This window comes from Enterobacter genomosp. O (genome assembly GCF_001022965.1).
Classification (GTDB): domain Bacteria; phylum Pseudomonadota; class Gammaproteobacteria; order Enterobacterales; family Enterobacteriaceae; genus Enterobacter; species Enterobacter cloacae_L.
Map to the genome: position 1 here is coordinate 337,613 of NZ_LECZ01000023.1, position 19,145 is coordinate 356,757.

Genomic DNA, 19,145 nt, shown 5'->3' on the forward strand with positions numbered 1-19,145 from the left:
TGCAAATCAAGCACATTACAAGGAACTGCGGTACGGCAGAATGTTCGAGCGCAGCATCTGCTGCGTGCCCAGGCCGTAGTTGGAACTCAGGCCGCGCAGTTCGACATTAAAGCCAATCACGTTATCGTATTTGCTCTGATTGTTGTCAGTATCCCAGCCGTTAAGCTTACGTTCGTAACCGACGCGCAGCGCGTAGCAGCAGGAGTTATATTGCAAACCGACCATCTGGTCGGCAGGCTTATGGGTATTCGTGTCAAAGTAGTAAGCGCCTACGATTGACCAGCGGTCGGCGATAGGCCAGCTTGCTGCGCCACCCACCTGCGAAATACCGTCTTTGTACTGTTCTCTGGTCGCATAGTTTGGCAATGTTGCCTGGATATATTCCGGGCTGGCATAGCGGTACGTCAGCTGCACCATGCGGTCTTCATCACGACGGTACTCAATGGCAGTACTGCTGGTCGCGACATTGTCGAGACGTGTATCGTACTGCAGCCCCCCGCGTAAACCCCAGCGATCCGTCATACGCCAGTATGTGTCGCCCGCCCATACCAGTGAACCAGTCTTGTTGTCTTTCTCCCAGTTAATGTTGTCATCACCGGTACGAGACTCGGTGAAATAGTAGATTTGACCAACAGAAACGTTAAAACGTTCAACGGCAGCGTCATCATATACGCGCGTTGTGACACCGGTCGTTAACTGGTTAGCGGAGGCAATACGGTCAAGTCCACCGTAGGTGCGGTCACGGAACAGGCCGCTATAGTCAGACTGCAGGAAGGACGAGTCGTAGTTCTGGATGTTGCTCTGGTCGCGATAAGGCACATACAGATACTGCATCCGTGGTTCCAGCGTCTGCGTATAGCCATCGGCCAGTAACCCCATATCACGTTCAAAGATCAGCTTACCGTCCATTTTAAATTGCGGAAGGGTACGGTTAACCGATTCCTGAAGATCGGTGTTGTTAGTGGCGTTGTAATCATCCACATTTTTCTGCTGATAGTGTGTCGCCATCAGCTTGGCTTCGGTATTCAGGCTTGCCCAGTCGTTAGACCACGGCAGGTTGATGGTCGGCTCCAGGTGAAGACGCGTGGCTTCCGGCATATCCGAGTTGGTATTAACGAAATGTACCGCCTGCGCGTAAACGCGGGTGTCAAACGGACCGACATCGTTCTGATACCAGTTCACATCCAGCTGCGGCTCCGCACCGTAAGTGCTTCGCGTCTGGGTACTAAAGACCTGGAACTGTTTAGTAGACACCGTGGCGTTAAAGTTTTGAATCGCATAGCCAACGCTGAATTTCTGCGTCGCATAGCCATCGGTACTTGAACCGTACTTGGAGTCAAAGTCATTGAAGTAGTAAGGATCGCTGACCTTGGTATAGTCGACGTTAAAACGCCAAACCTGATCCATAACACCCGCATGGCGCCAGTAATACAACCAACGGTGTTTGTCCCCTTCGGTCGGATGCTCGTCCTGGAAGACTTTATCCGACGGCAGGTAATCCAGCTCCATCAGACCTGCACCAGCCTGAGTCAGATAGCGGAACTCGTTCTCCCACATGACGTTGCCGCGCTTGTGGATATAGTGCGGCGTGATCGTGGCGTCCATGTTGGGCGCGATGTTCCAGTAATACGGCAGGTAAAACTCGAAGTAGTTCGAGGTGCTGTATTTGGCATTCGGGATCAGGAAGCCGGAGCGGCGTTTGTCACCTACCGGAAGCTGCAGGTAAGGGCTATAGAACACGGGCACCGGACCGAGCTTGAAGCGGGCATTCCAGATCTCTGCGACCTGCTCTTCACGGTCATGGATCACTTCGCTGCCAACTACGCTCCAGGTATTTGAGCCCGGCAGACAGGAGGTGAAGGATCCGTTTTCCAGGATCGTATAGCGGTTTTCACCACGCTGCTTCATCAGGTCTGCGTCACCGCGCCCCTGGCGACCCACCATCTGGTAATCACCTTTCCAGACGTTAGTATCTTTGGTGTTCAGGTTTGACCAGGCTTTCGGACCTTTCAGGATGACCTGATTGTCGTCATAGTGCACATTACCCAGCGCATCCACCGTTCGTACCGGCTCGGCCGCACCTTCCGGCTGCTTCTGGTGCAACTGCACTTCATCTGCCTGCAGGCGGCTATTGCCCTGGTTAATATCCACATTGCCCGTAAATGTGGCATTGTCAGGATAGGTACCTTTTGAACTGTCTGCAGTAATGGTTACCGGCAAGCTATTAGTATCGCCTTTCACCAGTGGGCGATTATAACTTGGGACGCCAAGCATACACTGCGAGGCGAGATCGGCCGCCAGCCCCTGTTGACTGTACAGGGCTGTGCCAATCATTGTGGCCAGGAGGGTGGGGATACGTTTTTTCATACGTTGTATTTTATTGTTCCGTCATCAGTGGCTACGGCTTACAAACGCTCAGAGACTATCTTACTCATCTGCGCAGTACCAGCGTTAATCCTGCCCGTTTGCGTGCCAGAGTGTTAGGCTCGCTATCGAATGACGAGTATGATAAAGCAAATTATAGGCGATGTCCTTCAATTGACCGTGACTTGAACACAGTGATGATGACGTTGCGTCGGCCAGGAATATGACTATCCGGGGAGTATATGCAGTATTGGGGTAAAATAATCGGCGTTGCGTTCGCCATCATCATGGGTGCCGGGTTCTGGGGGATTGTACTTGGGCTTATTATCGGCCATATGTTTGATAAGGCGCGCAGCCGCAAAATGGCCTGGTTTGCCAATCAGCGAGAGCGTCAGTCCCTCTTTTTCTCCACCACCTTTGAGGTCATGGGGCACTTAACCAAATCCAAAGGGCGCGTAACAGAAGCCGATATTCAGATTGCCAGCGTCTTTATGGATCGCATGAACCTGCACGGTGACTCTCGTCTGGCGGCACAAAATGCGTTTCGCATCGGTAAATCGGATAACTATCCGCTTCGCGAAAAAATGCGTCAGTTCCGCAGCATCTGCTTCGGGCGTTTTGATTTAATTCGGATGTTTCTGGAAATCCAGATCCAGGCAGCCTTCGCCGACGGTTCGCTGCACCCCAATGAGCGCGACGTGCTGTACGTCATTGCGGAAGAGCTGGGCATCTCCCGTATGCAGTTCGATCAGTTCCTGCGCATGATGCAGGGCGGCGCGCAGTTTGGCGGCGGCTATCACCAACAGTCGTCTGGCGGCACCTGGCAGCAGGCGCAGCGTGGCCCGACGCTGGAGGATGCCTGCAACGTGCTTGGCGTGAAGCCATCGGACGATGTCACCACCATCAAACGTGCCTACCGCAAGCTGATGAGCGAGCATCACCCGGACAAACTGGTCGCGAAAGGCTTACCGCCGGAAATGATGGAGATGGCGAAGCAAAAGGCGCAGGAGATTCAGAAGGCCTACGAGCTTATTAAAGAGAAGAAAGGTTTCAAATAAGAAAAAGCCCGACGGTGTCGGGCTTTTTTTTTAGAAGTCCACCGGGGCTTTAAACGTCATCGTGTTACCGAAGGCCGGATGGGTGATAGTGAGCGTCTGCGCATGGAGCTGCAGACGGGGCGCTAACGCCAGCGCGTCAGGCGGGGCGTAAAACCGGTCGCCCAGAATCGGATGGCCCAGCGCGAGCATATGCACGCGCAGCTGATGCGAGCGTCCGGTAATCGGCTTAAGCAGGACGCGCGCGGTGTTATCCGGCGCGTACTCCAGCACTTCATACTCGGTCTGTGCGGCCTTGCCGGTTTCATAACACACTTTCTGCTTTGGCCGGTTCGGCCAGTCGCAAATCAGCGGTAAATCTACCAGACCCTCCGCCGGCGCGGGATGACCCCAGACGCGGGCGACATACTGCTTTTTCGGCTCGCGCTCGCGGAACTGGCGTTTTAACTCGCGTTCCGCGGCTTTATTCAGCGCCACCACAATCACGCCGCTGGTGGCCATGTCCAGGCGATGGACGGACTCCGCCTGCGGATAATCACGCTGAATACGCGTCATCACGCTGTCTTTGTGCTCATCCAGGCGCCCCGGCACGGACAACAGGCCGCTGGGCTTGTTGACCACCATAATATGCTCATCCTGATAAAGAATGACCAGCCAGGGATCCTGCGGCGGATTGTAAGGCTCCATCACCATCTTGCGCTCCGTTTACTGATGCGTCACAACGATAAGGCGCAGGGCATCCAGACGCCAGCTTGCCTGATTCAGGCTTTCCAGCACCTGCTGACGGTTGCTTTCAATCGCTGCCAGTTCGTCGTCACGGATGTTAGGGTTGACTGCTTTTAAGGCTTCCAGACGCGACAGTTCCGCAGACAGTTTCTCGTCGGCTTCATTGCGCGCGGCATCAATCAGCGCTCTGGCTGATTTTTCAATCTGAGTTTCGCCCAGTTGCAGAATGGCGTGTACATCCTGCTGTACCGCGTTGACCAGTTTACTGCCCGTATGGCGGTTCACCGCGCTCAGCTGTCGGTTGAAGCTCTCGAATTCAACCTGTCCCGCCAGGTTGGTGCCGTTTTTGTCCAGCAGCAGACGCACCGGCGTTGGCGGCAGGAAGCGGGTGAGCTGCAGCTGTTTCGGCGCTTTCGCTTCCACAACGTAAATCAGCTCCACCAGCAGGGTACCCACAGGCAGCGCCTTGTTTTTCAACAGGGAAATAGTGCTGCTGCCGGTATCGCCGGACAGGATCAGGTCCAGGCCGTTGCGGATCAGCGGGTGTTCCCAGGTGATGAACTGAGCGTCTTCGCGGGACAGCGCCACGTCACGCTCGAAGGTAATGGTGCAGCCATCTTCCGGCAGGCCCGGGAAATCCGGAACCAGCATGTGATCGGACGGGGTCAGAACAATCAGGTTCTCGCCGCGGTCGTCCTGGTTAATGCCCACGATGTCGAACAGATTCATGGAGAAGCTGATGAGACTGGTGTCATCATCCTGTTCTTCAATGCTCTCAGCAAGCGCCTGCGCTTTTTCACCGCCGTTAGAGTGGATCTCCAGCAGGCGATCGCGGCCCTGTTCCAGCTGCGCTTTCAGCGCGTCGTGCTTCTCACGGCAGGATTTGATCAGCTCATCAAACCCTTCTGTGTTTTCCGGCGCGGCCAGGTAGCCGATCAGATCGCCATGTACCCGATCGTAAATCGTGCGGCCCGTCGGGCAGGTATGCTCAAACGCGTCCAGGCCTTCGTGGAACCAGCGTACCAGCACGGACTGGGCGGTTTTTTCCAGATAAGGCACGTGGATCTGAATATCATGCGCCTGGCCAATACGATCCAGGCGGCCGATACGCTGTTCCAGCAGGTCCGGGTTGAACGGCAGATCGAACATTACCAGGTTGCTGGCGAACTGGAAGTTACGGCCTTCAGAACCGATCTCAGAACACAGCAGAACCTGCGCGCCGCTGTCCTCTTCACCGAACCACGCCGCGGCGCGGTCGCGCTCAACGATGGACATGCCTTCGTGGAACACGGCGGCACGAATGCCTTCGCGCTCGCGCAGGACCTGCTCCAGCTGCAGCGCGGTAGCCGCTTTGGCGCAGATCACCAGCACCTTCTGGGACCGGTGCGCGGTCAGGTAGCCCATCAGCCACTCCACGCGCGGATCGAAGTTCCACCAGGTGCCGGTATCACCTTCAAATTCCTGGTAGATTTGTTCCGGGTAGAGCATGTCGCGAGCGCGCTCTTCCTGAGTTTTGCGCGCGCCCATAATGCCGGAGACTTTAATCGCCGTCTGGTACTGCGTTGGCAGAGGCAGCTTGATGGTGTGCAGCTCGCGTTTCGGGAACCCTTTCACGCCGTTACGGGTGTTACGGAACAGCACGCGGCTGGTGCCGTGGCGGTCCATCAGCATGTCGATCAGCTCTTTGCGCGCCGATTCTGCGTTTTCGCCTTCACTGTTGGCAGCCTGCAAAAGCGGCTCGATGTCCTGCTCGCCAATCAGATCGCTCAGGGTATTGAGTTCGTCGTTAGAGAGACGCTTGCCCGCCAGCAGCATGGCGACGGCATCCGCGACCGGACGGTAGTTATTCTGTTCTTCCACGAACTGCGCAAAGTCGTGGAAACGGTTTGGATCGAGCAGGCGCAGACGGGCGAAGTGGCTCTCCAGCCCCAGCTGCTCCGGCGTTGCGGTCAGCAGCAGGACGCCAGGCACGCGCTCGGCAAGCTGCTCGATAGCCATATATTCGCGGCTCGGCGCGTCTTCGCTCCAGACCAGATGGTGCGCTTCGTCAACGACCATAATGTCCCATTCGGCATCGCACAGGTGCTCAAGACGCTGCTTGCTGCGGCGCACGAAGTCCAGGGAGCAAATCACCAGCTGTTCCGTTTCGAACGGGTTATCCGCGTCGTGTTGGGCTTCGGCATAGCGCTCATCGTCAAACAGGGAGAAGCGCAGGTTAAAACGACGCAGCATTTCGACAAGCCACTGATGCTGCAGGGTTTCAGGAACCACAATCAGCACGCGCTCGGCGGCGCCGGAAAGCAGCTGCTGATGCAGGATCATGCCCGCTTCAATGGTTTTTCCCAGGCCCACTTCATCAGCCAGCAGCACGCGCGGGGCGTGACGACGGCCCACGTCATGAGCGATATTCAGCTGGTGCGGGATCAGGCTGGTGCGCTGGCCGCGCAGGCCGCTCCACGGCATGCGGTACTGTTCACTCTGGAACTTGCGCGCGCGATAGCGCAGGGAGAAGCGATCCATACGGTCGATTTGCCCGGCAAACAGGCGGTCCTGCGGCTTGCTGAACACCAGTTTGCTGTCGAGCAGCACTTCACGCAGGATGACATTGGCCTCGTCGGTGTCCAGGCGAGTCCCAATGTAGGCGAGCAGTCCATTCTCTTCTTTTACGTCTTCAATCTTGAGCTGCCAGCCGTCATGGCTGGTCACGGTGTCACCCGGATTAAACATTACGCGGGTCACAGGGGAGTCATTGCGAGCGTACAGGCGGTTTTCACCGGTGGCAGGGAAGAGGAGGGTAACCATGCGCGCATCGACGGCAACGACGGTTCCTAATCCAAGTTCGCTTTCTGTATCGCTGATCCAGCGTTGACCAAGTGTAAAAGGCATAGTTGTTCGGCTCTAATCTTTAATTGCAGGCAATAGTTCGACCCCGTCAAAAAAGACGGTCATCGAAAAATGGGTCCGGGAATGGAAAGGGCGCTATGGTACTGGATGGCAGCCATTTCGTCACGCGTCAAAATAGGCCAAGTTGCCCTGTCACTAGTGTAGCAAAGTCGTCGTCGATGAAGGGCAAAATTCCGTCAGCGACCGGCTGGAGCTGACGCGTCAGATAGTGTTCGTAATCCAGAGGAGAATGTTGATAATCCACGGGTTCCGGGCCGTTAATCGTCCAGACGTATTTGATGGTCCCCCGGTTCTGATACTGCGGCGCGCGGCCGCGGCGGACGTTTTCTTCATCCGCCAGGCGCGCGGCGCGTACGTGCGGAGGCACGTTGCGCTGGTACTCTGCGAGCGGGCGACGCAGGCGCTTGCGATACACCAGCTGCGCGTCAAGTTCACCGGCCATCAGGCTGGCTATCGTCTCGCGCACGTAGTCCTGATACGGCTCATTGCGAAACACCCTGAGATAGAGCGTTTGCTGGAACTGCTGCGCCAGCGGCGTCCAGTCGGTTCGCACCGTCTCGAGCCCTTTAAAGACCATCCGCTGCGTGTCACCTTCCTGAATGAGCCCGGCATAACGCTTTTTGCTGCCCTGATCGGTACCGCGAATGGTGGGCATTAAAAATCGGCTAAAGTGGGTTTCAAATTCCAGCTCCAGCGCGCTGGTTAACCGCTCTTTTTGCAAATGTTCCTGCCACCAGCCGTTCACGAAGGCCACCAGCGCGTTGCCGATTTGCGTGGCGTCCTCGTCTGAATGTGCGCCCTTGAGCCACACAAAGGTGGAGTCCGTGTCGCCGTAGATGACGTCATAGCCCTGGGATTCAATCAGCGCTTTGGTCTGGCGCATGATCTCGTGCCCGCGCATGGTGATCGAAGAGGCCAGACGCGGGTCAAAGAAGCGGCAGGCGCTGGTGCCCAGCACGCCGTAAAAGGCGTTCATAATAATTTTCAGCGCCTGCGAGAGCGGCTTATTGCCGTGGCGCTTGGCCTCGTCGCGGCCGTGCCAGATGTTGCCCACAATTTCTGGCAGGCAGTGTTTTCCCCGTGAGAAGCGGGCGCCGAGGAAGCCTTCCGTGCTGTGCTCATCGTCCGGCTGGGCCATGCCCTCAACCAGTCCGACGGGATCGATCAGAAAGGTGCGAATAATCGACGGGTAGAGGCTTTTGTAATCCAGCACCAGAACGGAGTCATACAATCCTGGCCGGGAGTCCATCACGTAGCCGCCGGGGCTGGCCTGCGGCGGCACGTCTCCGAGGTTTGGGGCGACGTATCCTGCCCGGTGCATCCGGGGGAAATAAAGATGGCTAAAGGCCGCTACGGAGCCGCCGTGTCTGTCAGCCGCAAGGCCGTTTACCGTTGCGCGCTCCAGCAGGAACGGCATGATCTCGGTTTTGTAGAAAATCTGCGTGACCAGCTCGCAATCTTTCAGGTTATAGGTGGCGAGCGCCGGCTTGTCTTCGTTAAAGCGCCGGTCAATCTCATCCATTCTGTCCCAGGGGTTGTCGATGGACTTGCCCTCGCCAAGCAGCTCCTGCGCGACCGCTTCGAGGGAAAAGGAAGAGAAGCTCCAGAAGGCGGATTTCAGCGCCTCAATGCCGTCGATGATCAGGCGGCCGTTAGCCTGCGCGAAGAAGACGCCGTTCTTAAAACCGTGTTCGCGCCATTCCAGCTCGCTATTGCCGCGCCCGAGCATCAGCGGGATGCGGTACCGCTCGGCGTGTTTTTGCAGCACGCGCAGGTCGAATTGCACCACGTTCCAGCCGATCAGGACATCGGGATCGTAGTCGGCAAACCACTGGTTAAGCTTCTCCAGCAGCTGTGGGCGGCTGTTGACATACTCAAGCCGGAAATCCAGCGCGGAGGCATCACCATTCGGCGGCCCAAGCATATAGACAACCCGATCGCCGCACCCTTCCAGGCCAATACAGTACAGTTCACCGTGGCGGGTGGTTTCGATATCCAGCGACACCCATTTTAGCGGCGGACGATAGTGCGGATTCGGCTTCAGGCGCGCGTTGATAATTTTGCCGTTTTGCGGGGAGCCATCGATCCAGACGGGGGCGGTGATAAACCGCTCCATCAGAAAGCGTTCAGGTGGGCGGATATCCGCTTCGTAGAGCGTCACGCCTGCTTCGCGGAGCAGTTTTTCATAGCGCATAAGCTGGCGGTGGGCGCGGCAGTAAAGGCCGTAAACCGGCTGACGGTGAAAATCTTTCAGTTCAAGCGGAGTAATACGCCAGCCGTTTTCGCCGCGCAGCAGCTGTTTCACTTTTTCGACGTGAGGCTCTGGGATAAAAGCCACGGATTCCTGCGGCGGCAGCGTGACCTGCAGTGGGCCGTTGTCCGTTGCCAGCCAGAATTCAACCTCGGTGCCCTGAGGCGTATCCCGCCAGTGTCGGGTCAGTAAAAAGCCTTCTTGCGCCTGCGCCACGCCGTTATCCCATAAAATAAAACCAGGCTTGATTATAGCCTGGTTGAGGTGGGTTTGCTGGGGTTTTATACAGTACCTGTTTTGCCGGTTGACGCTGCGCTTATCCGGCCTACAAGCTACTGCCCGTAATACGCTTTCGCGCCGTGCTTGCGTAGATAATGCTTATCCAGCAGGGTTTGCTGCATGTCCGGGAGCTGCGGCGTCAGCTGTCGGCAGAAGATCCCCATATAGGCGACTTCTTCTAGCACGATCGCATTATGCACCGCGTCTTCCGCATTTTTACCCCAGGCGAACGGGCCGTGGGAGTGCACTAGCACGCCGGGCATTTGCGCCGCGTCGATTCCCTGTTTCTCAAAGGTTTCAACAATCACGTTACCCGTTTCCCACTCGTACTCACCGTTAATCTCCGCATCGGTCATCAGGCGCGTGCAGGGAATGGTGCCGTAAAAATAGTCCGCGTGGGTGGTGCCGGTCGCCGGGATGGACTGGCCCGCCTGCGCCCAGATGGTGGCATGGCGCGAATGGGTATGCACAATGCCGCCGATGGTCGGAAATGAGCGGTACAGCAGTCGGTGGGTTGGCGTATCGGAGGAGGGTTTTTTCTTACCTTCGACCACTTCACCGGTCTCGAGGCTGACAACGACCATATCGTCCGCCGTCATCACCGCGTAATCAACGCCGGAAGGCTTGATCACGAACACGCCTTTTTCGCGGTCAACGGCGCTCACGTTGCCCCAGGTCAGCGTCACCAGGTTATGTTTCGGCAGCGCCAGATTGGCTTCAAGTACCTGACGTTTGAGATCGTCTAACATTGTTGTCTCCTGCCGGATGGCGCTTCGCTTATCCGGCCTACAGAACCGTAGGCCCGGTAAACGTCGTGCCACCGGGCATTCAGGGCTTAGCGTTTTGAACCGTAATAGACTTCGTTCCAGCGCAGCGCGTCTTTGAACGCAGGCAGGCGGGTATCGTTATCAATCACGGTCAGTTCGATGTCGTGCAGCTCGGCGAACTGACGCATGTCGTTCAGATCCAGTGCATGGCTAAACACGGTGTGGTGCGCGCCACCTGCGACGATCCAGGCTTCTGACGCGGTAGGCAGGTCAGGCTGTGCTTTCCACAGGGCGTTGGCGACCGGCAGTTTTGGCAGCGAATGTGGCGTTTCAACGGCATCGACGCAGTTCACCAGCAGGCGGAAACGATCGCCCAGATCGATCAGGCTGGCGTTGATGGCCGGGCCGGTACGAGTGTTGAAAATCAGACGAGCCGGATCGGCTTTACCGCCGATGCCGAGGTACTGCACGTCCAGGATCGGCTTCTCTTCCACCGCGATGGAAGGGCAAACTTCCAGCATGTGCGAGCCGAGCACCAGGTCGTTGCCGTTCTCGAAGTGGTAGGTGTAGTCCTCCATAAAGGAGGTGCCGCCCTGCAGACCGGTCGACATCACCTTCATGATGCGAAGCAGAGCGGCAGTTTTCCAGTCGCCTTCGCCGGCAAAGCCATAGCCCTGCTGCATCAGACGTTGTACCGCCAGGCCCGGTAGCTGTTTCAGGCCGTGGAGGTCTTCAAAGGTGGTGGTAAAGGCGTGGAAACCGCCCTGTTCCAGGAAGCGCTTCATGCCCAGCTCGATGCGCGCCGCGTCCAGCACGTTCTGGCGCTTGTCGCCGTTGATTTGTGCCGCAGGCGTGAGGCGGTAGCTGCTTTCGTACTCATCCACCAGCGCGCTTACGTCGCCATCGCTGATTTCATTGACCACCTGTACTAGGTCGCCCACGGCCCATGTGTTTACGGAGAAGCCGAACTTGATCTGCGCGGCGACTTTATCGCCATCGGTCACGGCCACTTCACGCATGTTGTCGCCAAAACGCACCACTTTCAGGTGGCGGGTGTCCTGCTTAGAGACCGCCTGACGCATCCAGGAGCCGATACGCTTCTGTGCCTGGCCGTCCTGCCAGTGGCCGGTGACCACCGCGTGCTGTTGACGCATGCGCGCGCCGATGAAGCCGAATTCGCGGCCGCCGTGCGCGGTCTGGTTCAGGTTCATGAAGTCCATGTCGATGCTGTCCCACGGCAGGGAAGCGTTGAACTGGGTATGGAACTGCAGCAGCGGCTTGTTGAGGATAGACAGGCCGTTGATCCACATTTTGGCCGGTGAGAAGGTGTGCAGCCACACCACCAGACCGGCGCATTTATCGTCGTAGTTCGCGTCGCGGCAGATATGGGTGATCTCATCCGGCGTCGTGCCCAGCGGTTTCAGCACCAGTTTGCACGGCAGTTTGGCTTCCGCGTTCAGCGCGTTAACGACGTGCTCCGCGTGTTTCGTCACCTGCTGCAGCGCTTCTGGTCCGTACAGGTGCTGGCTGCCAATCACAAACCACACTTCATAATTATTAAAAATGGTCATCGTCGTGTCCTTAATGGGTCAGGGTTGCAGTCGGTTCCGCGGTGTGTTTTGACGGGGCGGCGACAGGGAGATAGTGAAGTTCGGCGCTTTTTGCCCATTGCTGGTAGCGCTGATAAAGCTGTTCAAAGCGTTGTGCCTGCTGGGCCTGCGGCTGGAGCGTATTTTCAACGGCGCTTGCCATATGCTGCTGCGCGGTCGGGATATCCGCATGCACGCCTGCGGCGACCGCCGCGAAAATCGCCGCGCCCAGCGCGCAGCACTGATCGGAAGCGACAATCTGCAGCGGACGGTTCAGCACGTCGCAGCAGGCCTGCATGATGACCGGGTTTTTACGGGCAATGCCGCCCAGCGCCATCACGTTATTCACGTCGATGCCCTGTTCGGTGAAGCACTCCATAATCGCGCGGGCACCGAAGGCGGTGGCGGCAATCAGGCCGCCGAACAGCGCCGGTGCGTCGGTCGCGAGGTTAAGATCGGTAATGACCCCTTTCAGGCGCTGGTTCGCAAACGGCGTGCGGCGACCGTTGAACCAGTCCAGCACCACCGGCAGGTGATCGAGAGACGGATTTTTTGCCCAGGCAACCGTAAGCTGGGGCAGAAGCTGTTTTTTGCTCTCTGCAATCTGGGTTTTCAGTTCAGGATGCGCGGCCGCTAGCCGATCCAGCGGCCAGCCCAGCACGCGCCCAAACCAGGCGTAGATATCGCCAAACGCGGACTGTCCGGCTTCGAGGCCGATAAAGTCCGGCACCACGCTACCGTCAACCTGGCCGCAGATGCCCTTCACCGCACGGTCGCCGACGGTGGTTTTATCCGCCGTTAGAATGTCGCAAGTAGACGTGCCGATAACTTTCACCAGCGTATTAGGCTGTGCACCCGCGCCTACGGCACCCATATGGCAGTCAAACGCGCCGCCGGAGATGGCCACGTTCTGCGGCAGGCCGAGGCGCTTCGCCCACTCTTCGCAGAGGGTGCCGACGGGAATATCGGCGGTGAAGGTGTCGGTAAACAGGGGGTATTTCAGGTTTTTGTTAATGATCGGGTCGAGCTCGTCGAAGAACGCAGCCGGTGGCAGACCACCCCAGCTTTCGTGCCAGAGTGATTTATGCCCGGCGCTGCAGCGGCCGCGGCGAATATCCTGTGGACGCGTGGTGCCGGAGAGCAGCGCGGGAACCCAGTCGCACAGTTCAATCCAGGAGACGGCCGCCTGGGCAACCGATGCGTCCGCGCGGGTAACGTGCAGAATCTTGGCCCAGAACCATTCGCTGGAGTATATCCCGCCGATGTAGCGCGAGTAGTCGGTTTTGCCCGGCTGATGGCACAGGCGAGTGATGGTTTCAGCCTCTTCGACGGCGGTATGGTCTTTCCACAAAACGAACATGGCGTTCGGGTTGTCGGCAAACTCAGGGCGCAGCGCCAGCACGTGGCCTTCGGCGTCTACAGGGGCTGGCGTGGAGCCGGTGCTGTCGACGCCAATTCCAACAACCTCTGCCCGCTGGGCGTCAGTCAGTTCAGCGAGGACGGTTTTGATTGCCGCTTCCATCGACTCGATGTAGTCACGCGGGTGGTGACGGAACTGGTTGTTTGGCGCATCGCAGTAGCGCCCCTCTTGCCAGCGCGGATACCACTCAACGCTGGTTGCTATCTCCTGGCCGGACGTACAGTCCACTGCCAGCGCGCGAACTGAATCGCTGCCAAAATCGAGGCCAATCGCAATTGCCATGGTGTTGCTCCATCGAAAAAACAGGTATGGAAGAACATTAGAGACTGGGGACAAAAGTCGTCAGGCAGGATCCGCTAATCTTATGGATTAAATTGCTGTTACAACGGAAAGTGTGACGCCGTGCAAATATTCAATGTGGACATTTCTGCCGTACTTATAGACACTTTTGTTACTGCTTATCTGCCTGCTCTGGCGGAGAAATCAGGGGGAAAGGCTGAAACATGGCGGACGTAAAAGAGGCGTGAAGCTTTTTGGATCTTTTCGCAGACCATTTTTGACCTGCTTTTAATGATATGGACAATTGGTTTCCTTCAGGACCCTTGGGAGAACTGAATCTATGGCCGAAACGCAAAACGATCCCCTGCTGCCGGGATACTCGTTTAACGCGCACCTTGTGGCGGGACTGACCCCTATCGAGGCTGAGGGATATCTCGATTTTTACGTCGACCGACCGCTCGGGATGAAAGGATATATTCTCAACCTGACCGTGCGAGGGGAAGGGATCATCAAGAACGGTGACCAGCAGTTCATCTGCCGCCCTGGTGATATCCTGCTTTTTCCGCCGGGGGAGATCCACCATTACGGCCGCCACCCTGACGCCAAAGAGTGGTATCACCAGTGGGTCTACTTCCGTCCTCGCGCCTACTGGCAGGAGTGGCTTTCGTGGCCGGCTATTTTTGCGCATACCGGTTTTTATCGCCCGGATGAGGTTCATCTGGCGCAGTTTCGCGAGCTTTTTGCCCAGATAATTGAGGCGGGCCAGGCAGGAGGGCGCTATGCCGAACTGCTGGCGATTAACCTGCTTGAACAACTGCTTCTGCGACGGATGGAGGCCATTAACGCGTCGCTGAATCCGCCGCTGGATAACCGCGTGCGCGACGCCTGCCAGTACATCAGTGACCATCTGGCCGATAGCCAGTTTGATATTGCCAGCGTCGCCCAGCACGTTTGCCTGTCGCCGTCGCGGCTGTCGCATCTGTTTCGCCAGCAGCTTGGCGTCAGCGTGTTGAGCTGGCGTGAGGATCAGCGCATCAGTCAGGCGAAGCTTCTGCTCAGCACCACCCGGATGCCGATTGCCACCGTGGGGCGCAACGTGGGCTTTGAAGATCAGCTCTATTTTTCTCGCGTATTTAAAAAATGCACCGGTGCCAGCCCGAGCGAATTTCGCGCGGGATGTGAATGAACGGTAAACATTCAGGTGAACTTCAGGAGCATCTTGTAAACTATTCAGACAATTGTTGCCTTGACGCGGTGCGGGGCGCTAAGCAGAATCGCTGATTCGTTTTCTGACCGGAATAGTTATGCAGGCATTGCTGGAACACTTTATTACCCAGTCCGTTATGTATTCGCTCATCGCCGTGGCGCTGGTGGCATTTCTGGAATCGCTGGCACTTGTGGGGTTAATCCTGCCCGGCACCGTAATGATGGCGGGGCTTGGTGCGCTGATTGGCAGCGGTGAGGTTAATTTCTGGCAGGCGTGGCTGGCCGGGATTATCGGCTGCCTGCTGGGCGACTGGATCTCGTTCTGGCTGGGCTGGCGCTTTAAGAAGCCGCTGCACCGCTGGTCGTTTATGAAAAAAAACAAAGCGTTGCTGGATAAGACCGAGCATGCGCTGCACCAGCACAGCATGTTTACCATCCTCGTCGGCCGCTTTGTCGGGCCAACGCGTCCGCTGGTTCCTATGGTCGCCGGGATGCTGGATCTGCCGGTCGCCAAGTTTGTGGTACCGAATATTATCGGCTGCGTTTTCTGGCCGCCGTTCTACTTCCTGCCGGGGATCCTCGCGGGGGCAGCCATCGATATTCCTGACGGTATGCAGAGCGGTGAGTTTAAATGGCTGCTGCTGGGCACGGCGCTGCTGCTGTGGCTGGCGGCATGGCTGTGCTGGCGGCTGTGGCGCAGCGGAAAAGCGAATATCGATCGCCTGACGCGCTACCTCCCGCGTACTCGCCTGCTCTGGCTGGCCCCGCTGACGCTGGGTGTGGCCGTGGTGGCGCTGGTGGCGTTGATTCGCCACCCGCTGATGCCGGTATATGGCGAGATTTTATTAAAAGTGGTCAGCCGTTAAGGACTTTTCCCTCTCCCTGTGGGAGAGGGGCAGGGTGAGGGCATCAGGCCGCAGGAATGCCCAACAGCGAAGATGCCCCCGCTTTACCACTCAGCAGCTCTTCTGTTTTTCCATCCCACGCAATCCGCCCTTCGGCAATAACCACCGATCTCGGTGCAATCCGCGCGGCATCCTCAATGCTGTGCGAAACCATCAGCATCGTTAGCTGCTGGCGCTGACAGACATCCTGCACCAGCGCCAGCATCTCCTGGCGCAGAGCGGGATCGAGCGCCGAGAACGGTTCATCCAGCAGCAGGATCGGCTGCTCGCGTACCAGACAACGCGCCAGGGCCACGCGCTGACGCTGGCCGCCGGAAAGCTCTCCCGGCAGCCTGTCGATAAGCCCGTCTATCCCCATCTGCGTGGCAATGATCGCCAGCTTCTGACGCTGGGCATCGTTAAGCTTGAGCCCCGGATCCATCCCCAGCGCGATGTTCTGCCGCACCGTCAGGTGGGTAAACAGGTTGTTTTCCTGAAACAGCATGGAGACCGGGCGTTTTGCAGGCGGCGTATGGGTGTGGTCGCGGTTTTCAATGACTATCGATCCGCTTGCCGGCTGCAGAAATCCCGCCACCAAATTAAGCAGCGTGCTTTTTCCCGCACCGCTTGGACCAAGCACGGCAATCATCTCTCCCTGGCGCACGGAGAGCGTGAAGCGCATCGGCAGATGCTGGTAGAGCCAGGTTACATCAGTCAGTTTTAACATCACGCCCCGGAAGTTTTTCGATAACGGTAAATAAGGCAAAGCACAGCAGCAGCAGTAAAAGCGCGGTAACCGCGCCGTCCTGGCTGCGGTAGGAGCCGATTTGCTGATACAGCCAGTAGGGCAGGGTGCGGAAATTGTCATTCCCGAAGAGCGCCACGACGCCAAAATCACCCATTGAGAGCACGCAGGCAAACGCCAGCGCCTGCGCCAGCGGACGTTTTAGCGCGCGCAGTTCGACCACCTTCAGCCGTTGCCAGCCCCGCATCCCCAGCGACTGACAGAGCAAACCGTAGCGGCCGTTGACGTCGCGCATCGGGTTTTCCAGCACCTTGAGCGCGTAAGGAATGGCCATTAAGGCGTTGGTGAAAATCACAATGCCGTCGGCGCTTTCCGGCAGGCCGATGGTGCTGTTGAACAGCAGGAAAAAGCCCGTCGCCAGCACGATCCCCGGCATGGCGAGAATCAGCATGCCTGTCAGCTCCAGCGCGTGTCCGGCTTTTTGCGCCTGTCGGGCATGGAGTTCCCGGCTGCTCCACAGCAGCATCATGGTCAGCGTGACGCACAGCAGCCCAGCGGCCAGTGCGATACGAAGCGAGGTTCCGGTGGCCTGCCAGAGGATAGGCTGTTGCAGGACGGACAGGAGATTGAGGTTAAGACCGTCAACGACAACGGCCATCAGCGGCGGCAGCAGCAGCAGGAGCGCAAGGGCGATCAGGGTAAAATCGGTGATGCGGCTGTGCAGGCTGTCCTGCGGATCGCGCCAGCCGGTTATTTGATTACTGCCAGGGGGAACGGCTTTACTCAGTCGCTGGCTCAGCAGCACCAGCGCAAGACAGCATCCCATCTGCACCATCGCCAGCAGCGCGGCGCGACCGGGATCGTAGTCGTAACTCAGCGCCTGGTAAATCGCCAGCTCAATGGTCGTCGCCTGCGGTCCGCCGCCGAGTGAAAGTACGGTGGCGAAGCTGGCGAAGCAGAGCATAAAGATTAATGCCGCCACGGGGGGAAGCTGGCGGCGCAGCCATGGCCATTCGACAAAGCGGAAGAATGACGCGCCGCGCATGCCAAGCTGGGCGGCAATCTGACGCTGTTCGCCGGGAATGTTCTCCAGCGCCTGCAAAAAGAGGCGTGTCGCCATCGGCATATTGAAAAACACGTGCGCCAGCAGAATGCCCTTCAGCCCGTAGGGGGAGAATGTCCATTCAAGACCAAGCAGGCTCCACAGGGAAGCCAGCCAGCCCTGGCGACCGTAAACGCTCAGAATGCCAAATACTGCCACCAGCACGGGCAGGATCAGCGTCATGGCGCACAGGCGCAGCAGTGCCTGCCTGCCGGGAAAACGCCGCCGATACAGTGCTCGCGCAAGAAAAATAGCCGGGATCACCGACAGCAGGGCAGAAAGAAACGCCTGCCAGAAGGAGAAACGAATGACGTGCCAGAGATAGCTGTCGTGCCAGAGTGCGGGCAGGTCACTCTCTGGCGCGTTAAACCACAACGCAAGAAAGGCCCCCAGGCTGACCGCCACCATGACTATGGCGGCGAGCAGCCCGGGCAGTAACCAGCCGGGAATCAGCGGCTGACGGCGCGTTGCCATTCACTTACCCATGCTGCACGCTGCGCGGCGACCTGCTGCGGCGTAAATTCCAGCGAGGTTTTTGGTTTGGTGAGCTGCTCGAAACCTGATGGCAGCGCAACGTTCGTGACGGGATACATCCAGTTACCTGTAGGAATGGCGTTCTGGAACGCGGGCGAAACCATAAATTTCAGGAATTTTTCTGCGAGTTCCGGCTGTTTGCTGGCGACGGTGCGCGCGGCCACTTCCACCTGCAGATAATGCCCTTCAGCAAAATCAGCAGCCGCGTAGTTGTCTTTCTTCTCGGCGATAATGTGATAGGCCGGGGAGGTGGTGTAGCTCAACACCAGGTCGCTTTCGCCTTTCAGGAACAGGCCATAGGCTTCGCTCCAGCCTTTGGTCACCGTCACGGTTTTGGCGGCCAGCTTTTGCCACGCTTCGGGCGCTTTATCCCCGTAGACTTTCTGCATCCACAGCAGCAGGCCCAGGCCCGGCGTACTGGTGCGCGGGTCTTCATAAATGACGCGCCATTTCTGGTCGCTTTCTACCAGCTCTTTCAGGCTTTTCGGCGGGTTTTTCAGCTTGTTTTTGTCGTAAACAAAAGCAAAGTAGCCGTAGTCGAACGGCACGAAGGTGTCGTTTTTCCAGCCGCCCGGCACGTTAACGGCATCTGCCGCTACGCCGCTTTTGGCAAACAGTTTGGTTTGCGAGGCGGCGTCCAGCAGGTTGTTATCCAGGCCGAGCACCACGTCGGCTTTACTGTTTTTACCTTCCATGCGCAGACGGTTGAGCAGCGACACGCCATCTTCCAGCGCCACAAACTTCAGTTCGCAGTTACAGTCAGCTTCAAAGGCTTTTTTGACGACCGGGCCAGGGCCCCAGTCTGCAGAAAAAGAGTCGTAGGTGTAGACCGTCAGAACGGGCTTAGCAAAAGCAGGCAGCGCAAACAGCGCCAGCAGGGGAAGAGCTTTTTTTAACACTTTGCACCTCAAAGTTGAGTGGCAAAGGATTTTGAGCGACAGCCTCAAATCCCTTCGCCGGCGTTATCCGGATCAGGTTCGACGGGTATTATCTCAGCGCACATCTGTGATGCAGCACCCCGTTGAGAACGGCGCTATTGT

At 57.6% G+C, this 19,145-nt stretch carries 13 protein-coding genes and 1 riboswitch; of the genes, 3 read left to right on the forward strand and 10 right to left on the reverse strand.

Going from position 1 to position 19,145, the window contains the following annotated elements:
* Window positions 1-15: 15 nt before the first annotated feature.
* Window positions 16-2,367 (reverse strand): LPS assembly protein LptD, encoded by a 2,352-nt coding sequence (lptD, locus tag ABR39_RS06955; protein ID WP_047346324.1) that lies wholly within the window; start codon window positions 2,365-2,367, stop codon window positions 16-18.
* A 239-nt stretch (window positions 2,368-2,606) separates the two neighbouring features.
* On the opposite strand from lptD, the gene djlA reads away from it, so the two are divergent.
* Window positions 2,607-3,422, forward strand: coding sequence for a co-chaperone DjlA (djlA, locus tag ABR39_RS06960; protein WP_047346325.1), 816 nt, complete (start codon window positions 2,607-2,609; stop codon window positions 3,420-3,422).
* A gap of 30 nt (window positions 3,423-3,452) precedes the next feature.
* On the opposite strand, the gene rluA is transcribed toward djlA, so the two are convergent.
* From rluA to araB, 6 genes are all read right to left on the reverse strand, one after another.
* Window positions 3,453-4,112 (reverse strand): bifunctional tRNA pseudouridine(32) synthase/23S rRNA pseudouridine(746) synthase RluA, encoded by a 660-nt coding sequence (gene rluA, locus ABR39_RS06965; RefSeq protein ID WP_047346326.1) that lies wholly within the window; start codon window positions 4,110-4,112, stop codon window positions 3,453-3,455.
* A 12-nt stretch (window positions 4,113-4,124) separates the two neighbouring features.
* Window positions 4,125-7,031: an RNA polymerase-associated protein RapA gene (rapA, locus tag ABR39_RS06970; protein WP_047346327.1), complete on the reverse strand. Its 2,907-nt coding sequence runs from the start codon at window positions 7,029-7,031 to the stop codon at window positions 4,125-4,127.
* Between the two features lie 127 nt (window positions 7,032-7,158).
* A complete protein-coding gene (gene polB / locus ABR39_RS06975) occupies window positions 7,159-9,516 on the reverse strand; it encodes a DNA polymerase II (protein ID WP_047346328.1) in 2,358 nt (785 codons plus the stop codon).
* Window positions 9,517-9,632: 116 nt separating this feature from the next.
* Window positions 9,633-10,328, reverse strand: coding sequence for an L-ribulose-5-phosphate 4-epimerase (araD, locus tag ABR39_RS06980; protein WP_047346329.1), 696 nt, complete (start codon window positions 10,326-10,328; stop codon window positions 9,633-9,635).
* Window positions 10,329-10,414: 86 nt separating this feature from the next.
* Complete coding sequence (gene araA, locus ABR39_RS06985; protein WP_047346330.1) at window positions 10,415-11,917, reverse strand: L-arabinose isomerase; 1,503 nt, start codon at window positions 11,915-11,917, stop codon at window positions 10,415-10,417.
* 10 nt (window positions 11,918-11,927) lie between these two features.
* On the reverse strand, window positions 11,928-13,637 hold the full coding sequence (gene araB / locus ABR39_RS06990) for a ribulokinase (protein WP_047346331.1): 1,710 nt from the start codon (window positions 13,635-13,637) through the stop codon (window positions 11,928-11,930).
* A gap of 337 nt (window positions 13,638-13,974) precedes the next feature.
* On the opposite strand from araB, the gene araC reads away from it, so the two are divergent.
* Together araC and ABR39_RS07000 are read left to right on the forward strand one after the other, a co-directional pair.
* Window positions 13,975-14,820: an arabinose operon transcriptional regulator AraC gene (gene araC / locus ABR39_RS06995; RefSeq protein WP_047346332.1), complete on the forward strand. Its 846-nt coding sequence runs from the start codon at window positions 13,975-13,977 to the stop codon at window positions 14,818-14,820.
* A gap of 118 nt (window positions 14,821-14,938) precedes the next feature.
* Complete coding sequence (locus ABR39_RS07000) at window positions 14,939-15,706, forward strand: DedA family protein (protein WP_047346333.1); 768 nt, start codon at window positions 14,939-14,941, stop codon at window positions 15,704-15,706.
* Window positions 15,707-15,749: 43 nt separating this feature from the next.
* Here the strand turns inward: ABR39_RS07000 and thiQ are convergent, their stop codons facing one another.
* Genes thiQ through thiB form a run of 3 tightly spaced genes read right to left on the reverse strand, consistent with a single transcriptional unit; the run spans window position 15,750 to window position 19,004 of the window.
* Window positions 15,750-16,451, reverse strand: a complete 702-nt coding sequence (thiQ, locus tag ABR39_RS07005) for a thiamine ABC transporter ATP-binding protein ThiQ (protein ID WP_047346334.1) — start codon at window positions 16,449-16,451, stop codon at window positions 15,750-15,752.
* Entirely contained in the window at window positions 16,435-18,045 is a 1,611-nt protein-coding gene (gene thiP / locus ABR39_RS07010) for a thiamine/thiamine pyrophosphate ABC transporter permease ThiP (RefSeq protein ID WP_047346335.1), read from the reverse strand. Before thiP ends, thiQ begins: the two co-directional genes overlap by 17 nt.
* The gene (thiB, locus tag ABR39_RS07015) at window positions 18,021-19,004 is read right to left on the reverse strand and encodes a thiamine ABC transporter substrate binding subunit (RefSeq protein WP_047346336.1); all 984 of its coding nucleotides are present in this window, start codon (window positions 19,002-19,004) and stop codon (window positions 18,021-18,023) included. Before thiB ends, thiP begins: the two co-directional genes overlap by 25 nt.
* A 31-nt stretch (window positions 19,005-19,035) precedes the next feature.
* Window positions 19,036-19,136: riboswitch (TPP riboswitch) on the reverse strand.
* Window positions 19,137-19,145: the final 9 nt, after the last annotated feature.

What these genes read in the sequence shown, in the direction of transcription:
- rapA (WP_047346327.1), bottom strand. Translation starts at nt 7,031, where the DNA reads ATGCCTTTTACACTTGGTCAACGCTGGATCAGCGATACAGAAAGCGAA.
- thiP (WP_047346335.1), bottom strand. Translation starts at nt 18,045, where the DNA reads ATGGCAACGCGCCGTCAGCCGCTGATTCCCGGCTGGTTACTGCCCGGG.
- lptD (WP_047346324.1), bottom strand. Translation starts at nt 2,367, where the DNA reads ATGAAAAAACGTATCCCCACCCTCCTGGCCACAATGATTGGCACAGCC.
- ABR39_RS07000 (WP_047346333.1), top strand. Translation starts at nt 14,939, where the DNA reads ATGCAGGCATTGCTGGAACACTTTATTACCCAGTCCGTTATGTATTCG.
- araA (WP_047346330.1), bottom strand. Translation starts at nt 11,917, where the DNA reads ATGACCATTTTTAATAATTATGAAGTGTGGTTTGTGATTGGCAGCCAG.
- rluA (WP_047346326.1), bottom strand. Translation starts at nt 4,112, where the DNA reads ATGGTGATGGAGCCTTACAATCCGCCGCAGGATCCCTGGCTGGTCATT.
- araC (WP_047346332.1), top strand. Translation starts at nt 13,975, where the DNA reads ATGGCCGAAACGCAAAACGATCCCCTGCTGCCGGGATACTCGTTTAAC.
- thiQ (WP_047346334.1), bottom strand. Translation starts at nt 16,451, where the DNA reads ATGTTAAAACTGACTGATGTAACCTGGCTCTACCAGCATCTGCCGATG.
- djlA (WP_047346325.1), top strand. Translation starts at nt 2,607, where the DNA reads ATGCAGTATTGGGGTAAAATAATCGGCGTTGCGTTCGCCATCATCATG.
- araD (WP_047346329.1), bottom strand. Translation starts at nt 10,328, where the DNA reads ATGTTAGACGATCTCAAACGTCAGGTACTTGAAGCCAATCTGGCGCTG.
- araB (WP_047346331.1), bottom strand. Translation starts at nt 13,637, where the DNA reads ATGGCAATTGCGATTGGCCTCGATTTTGGCAGCGATTCAGTTCGCGCG.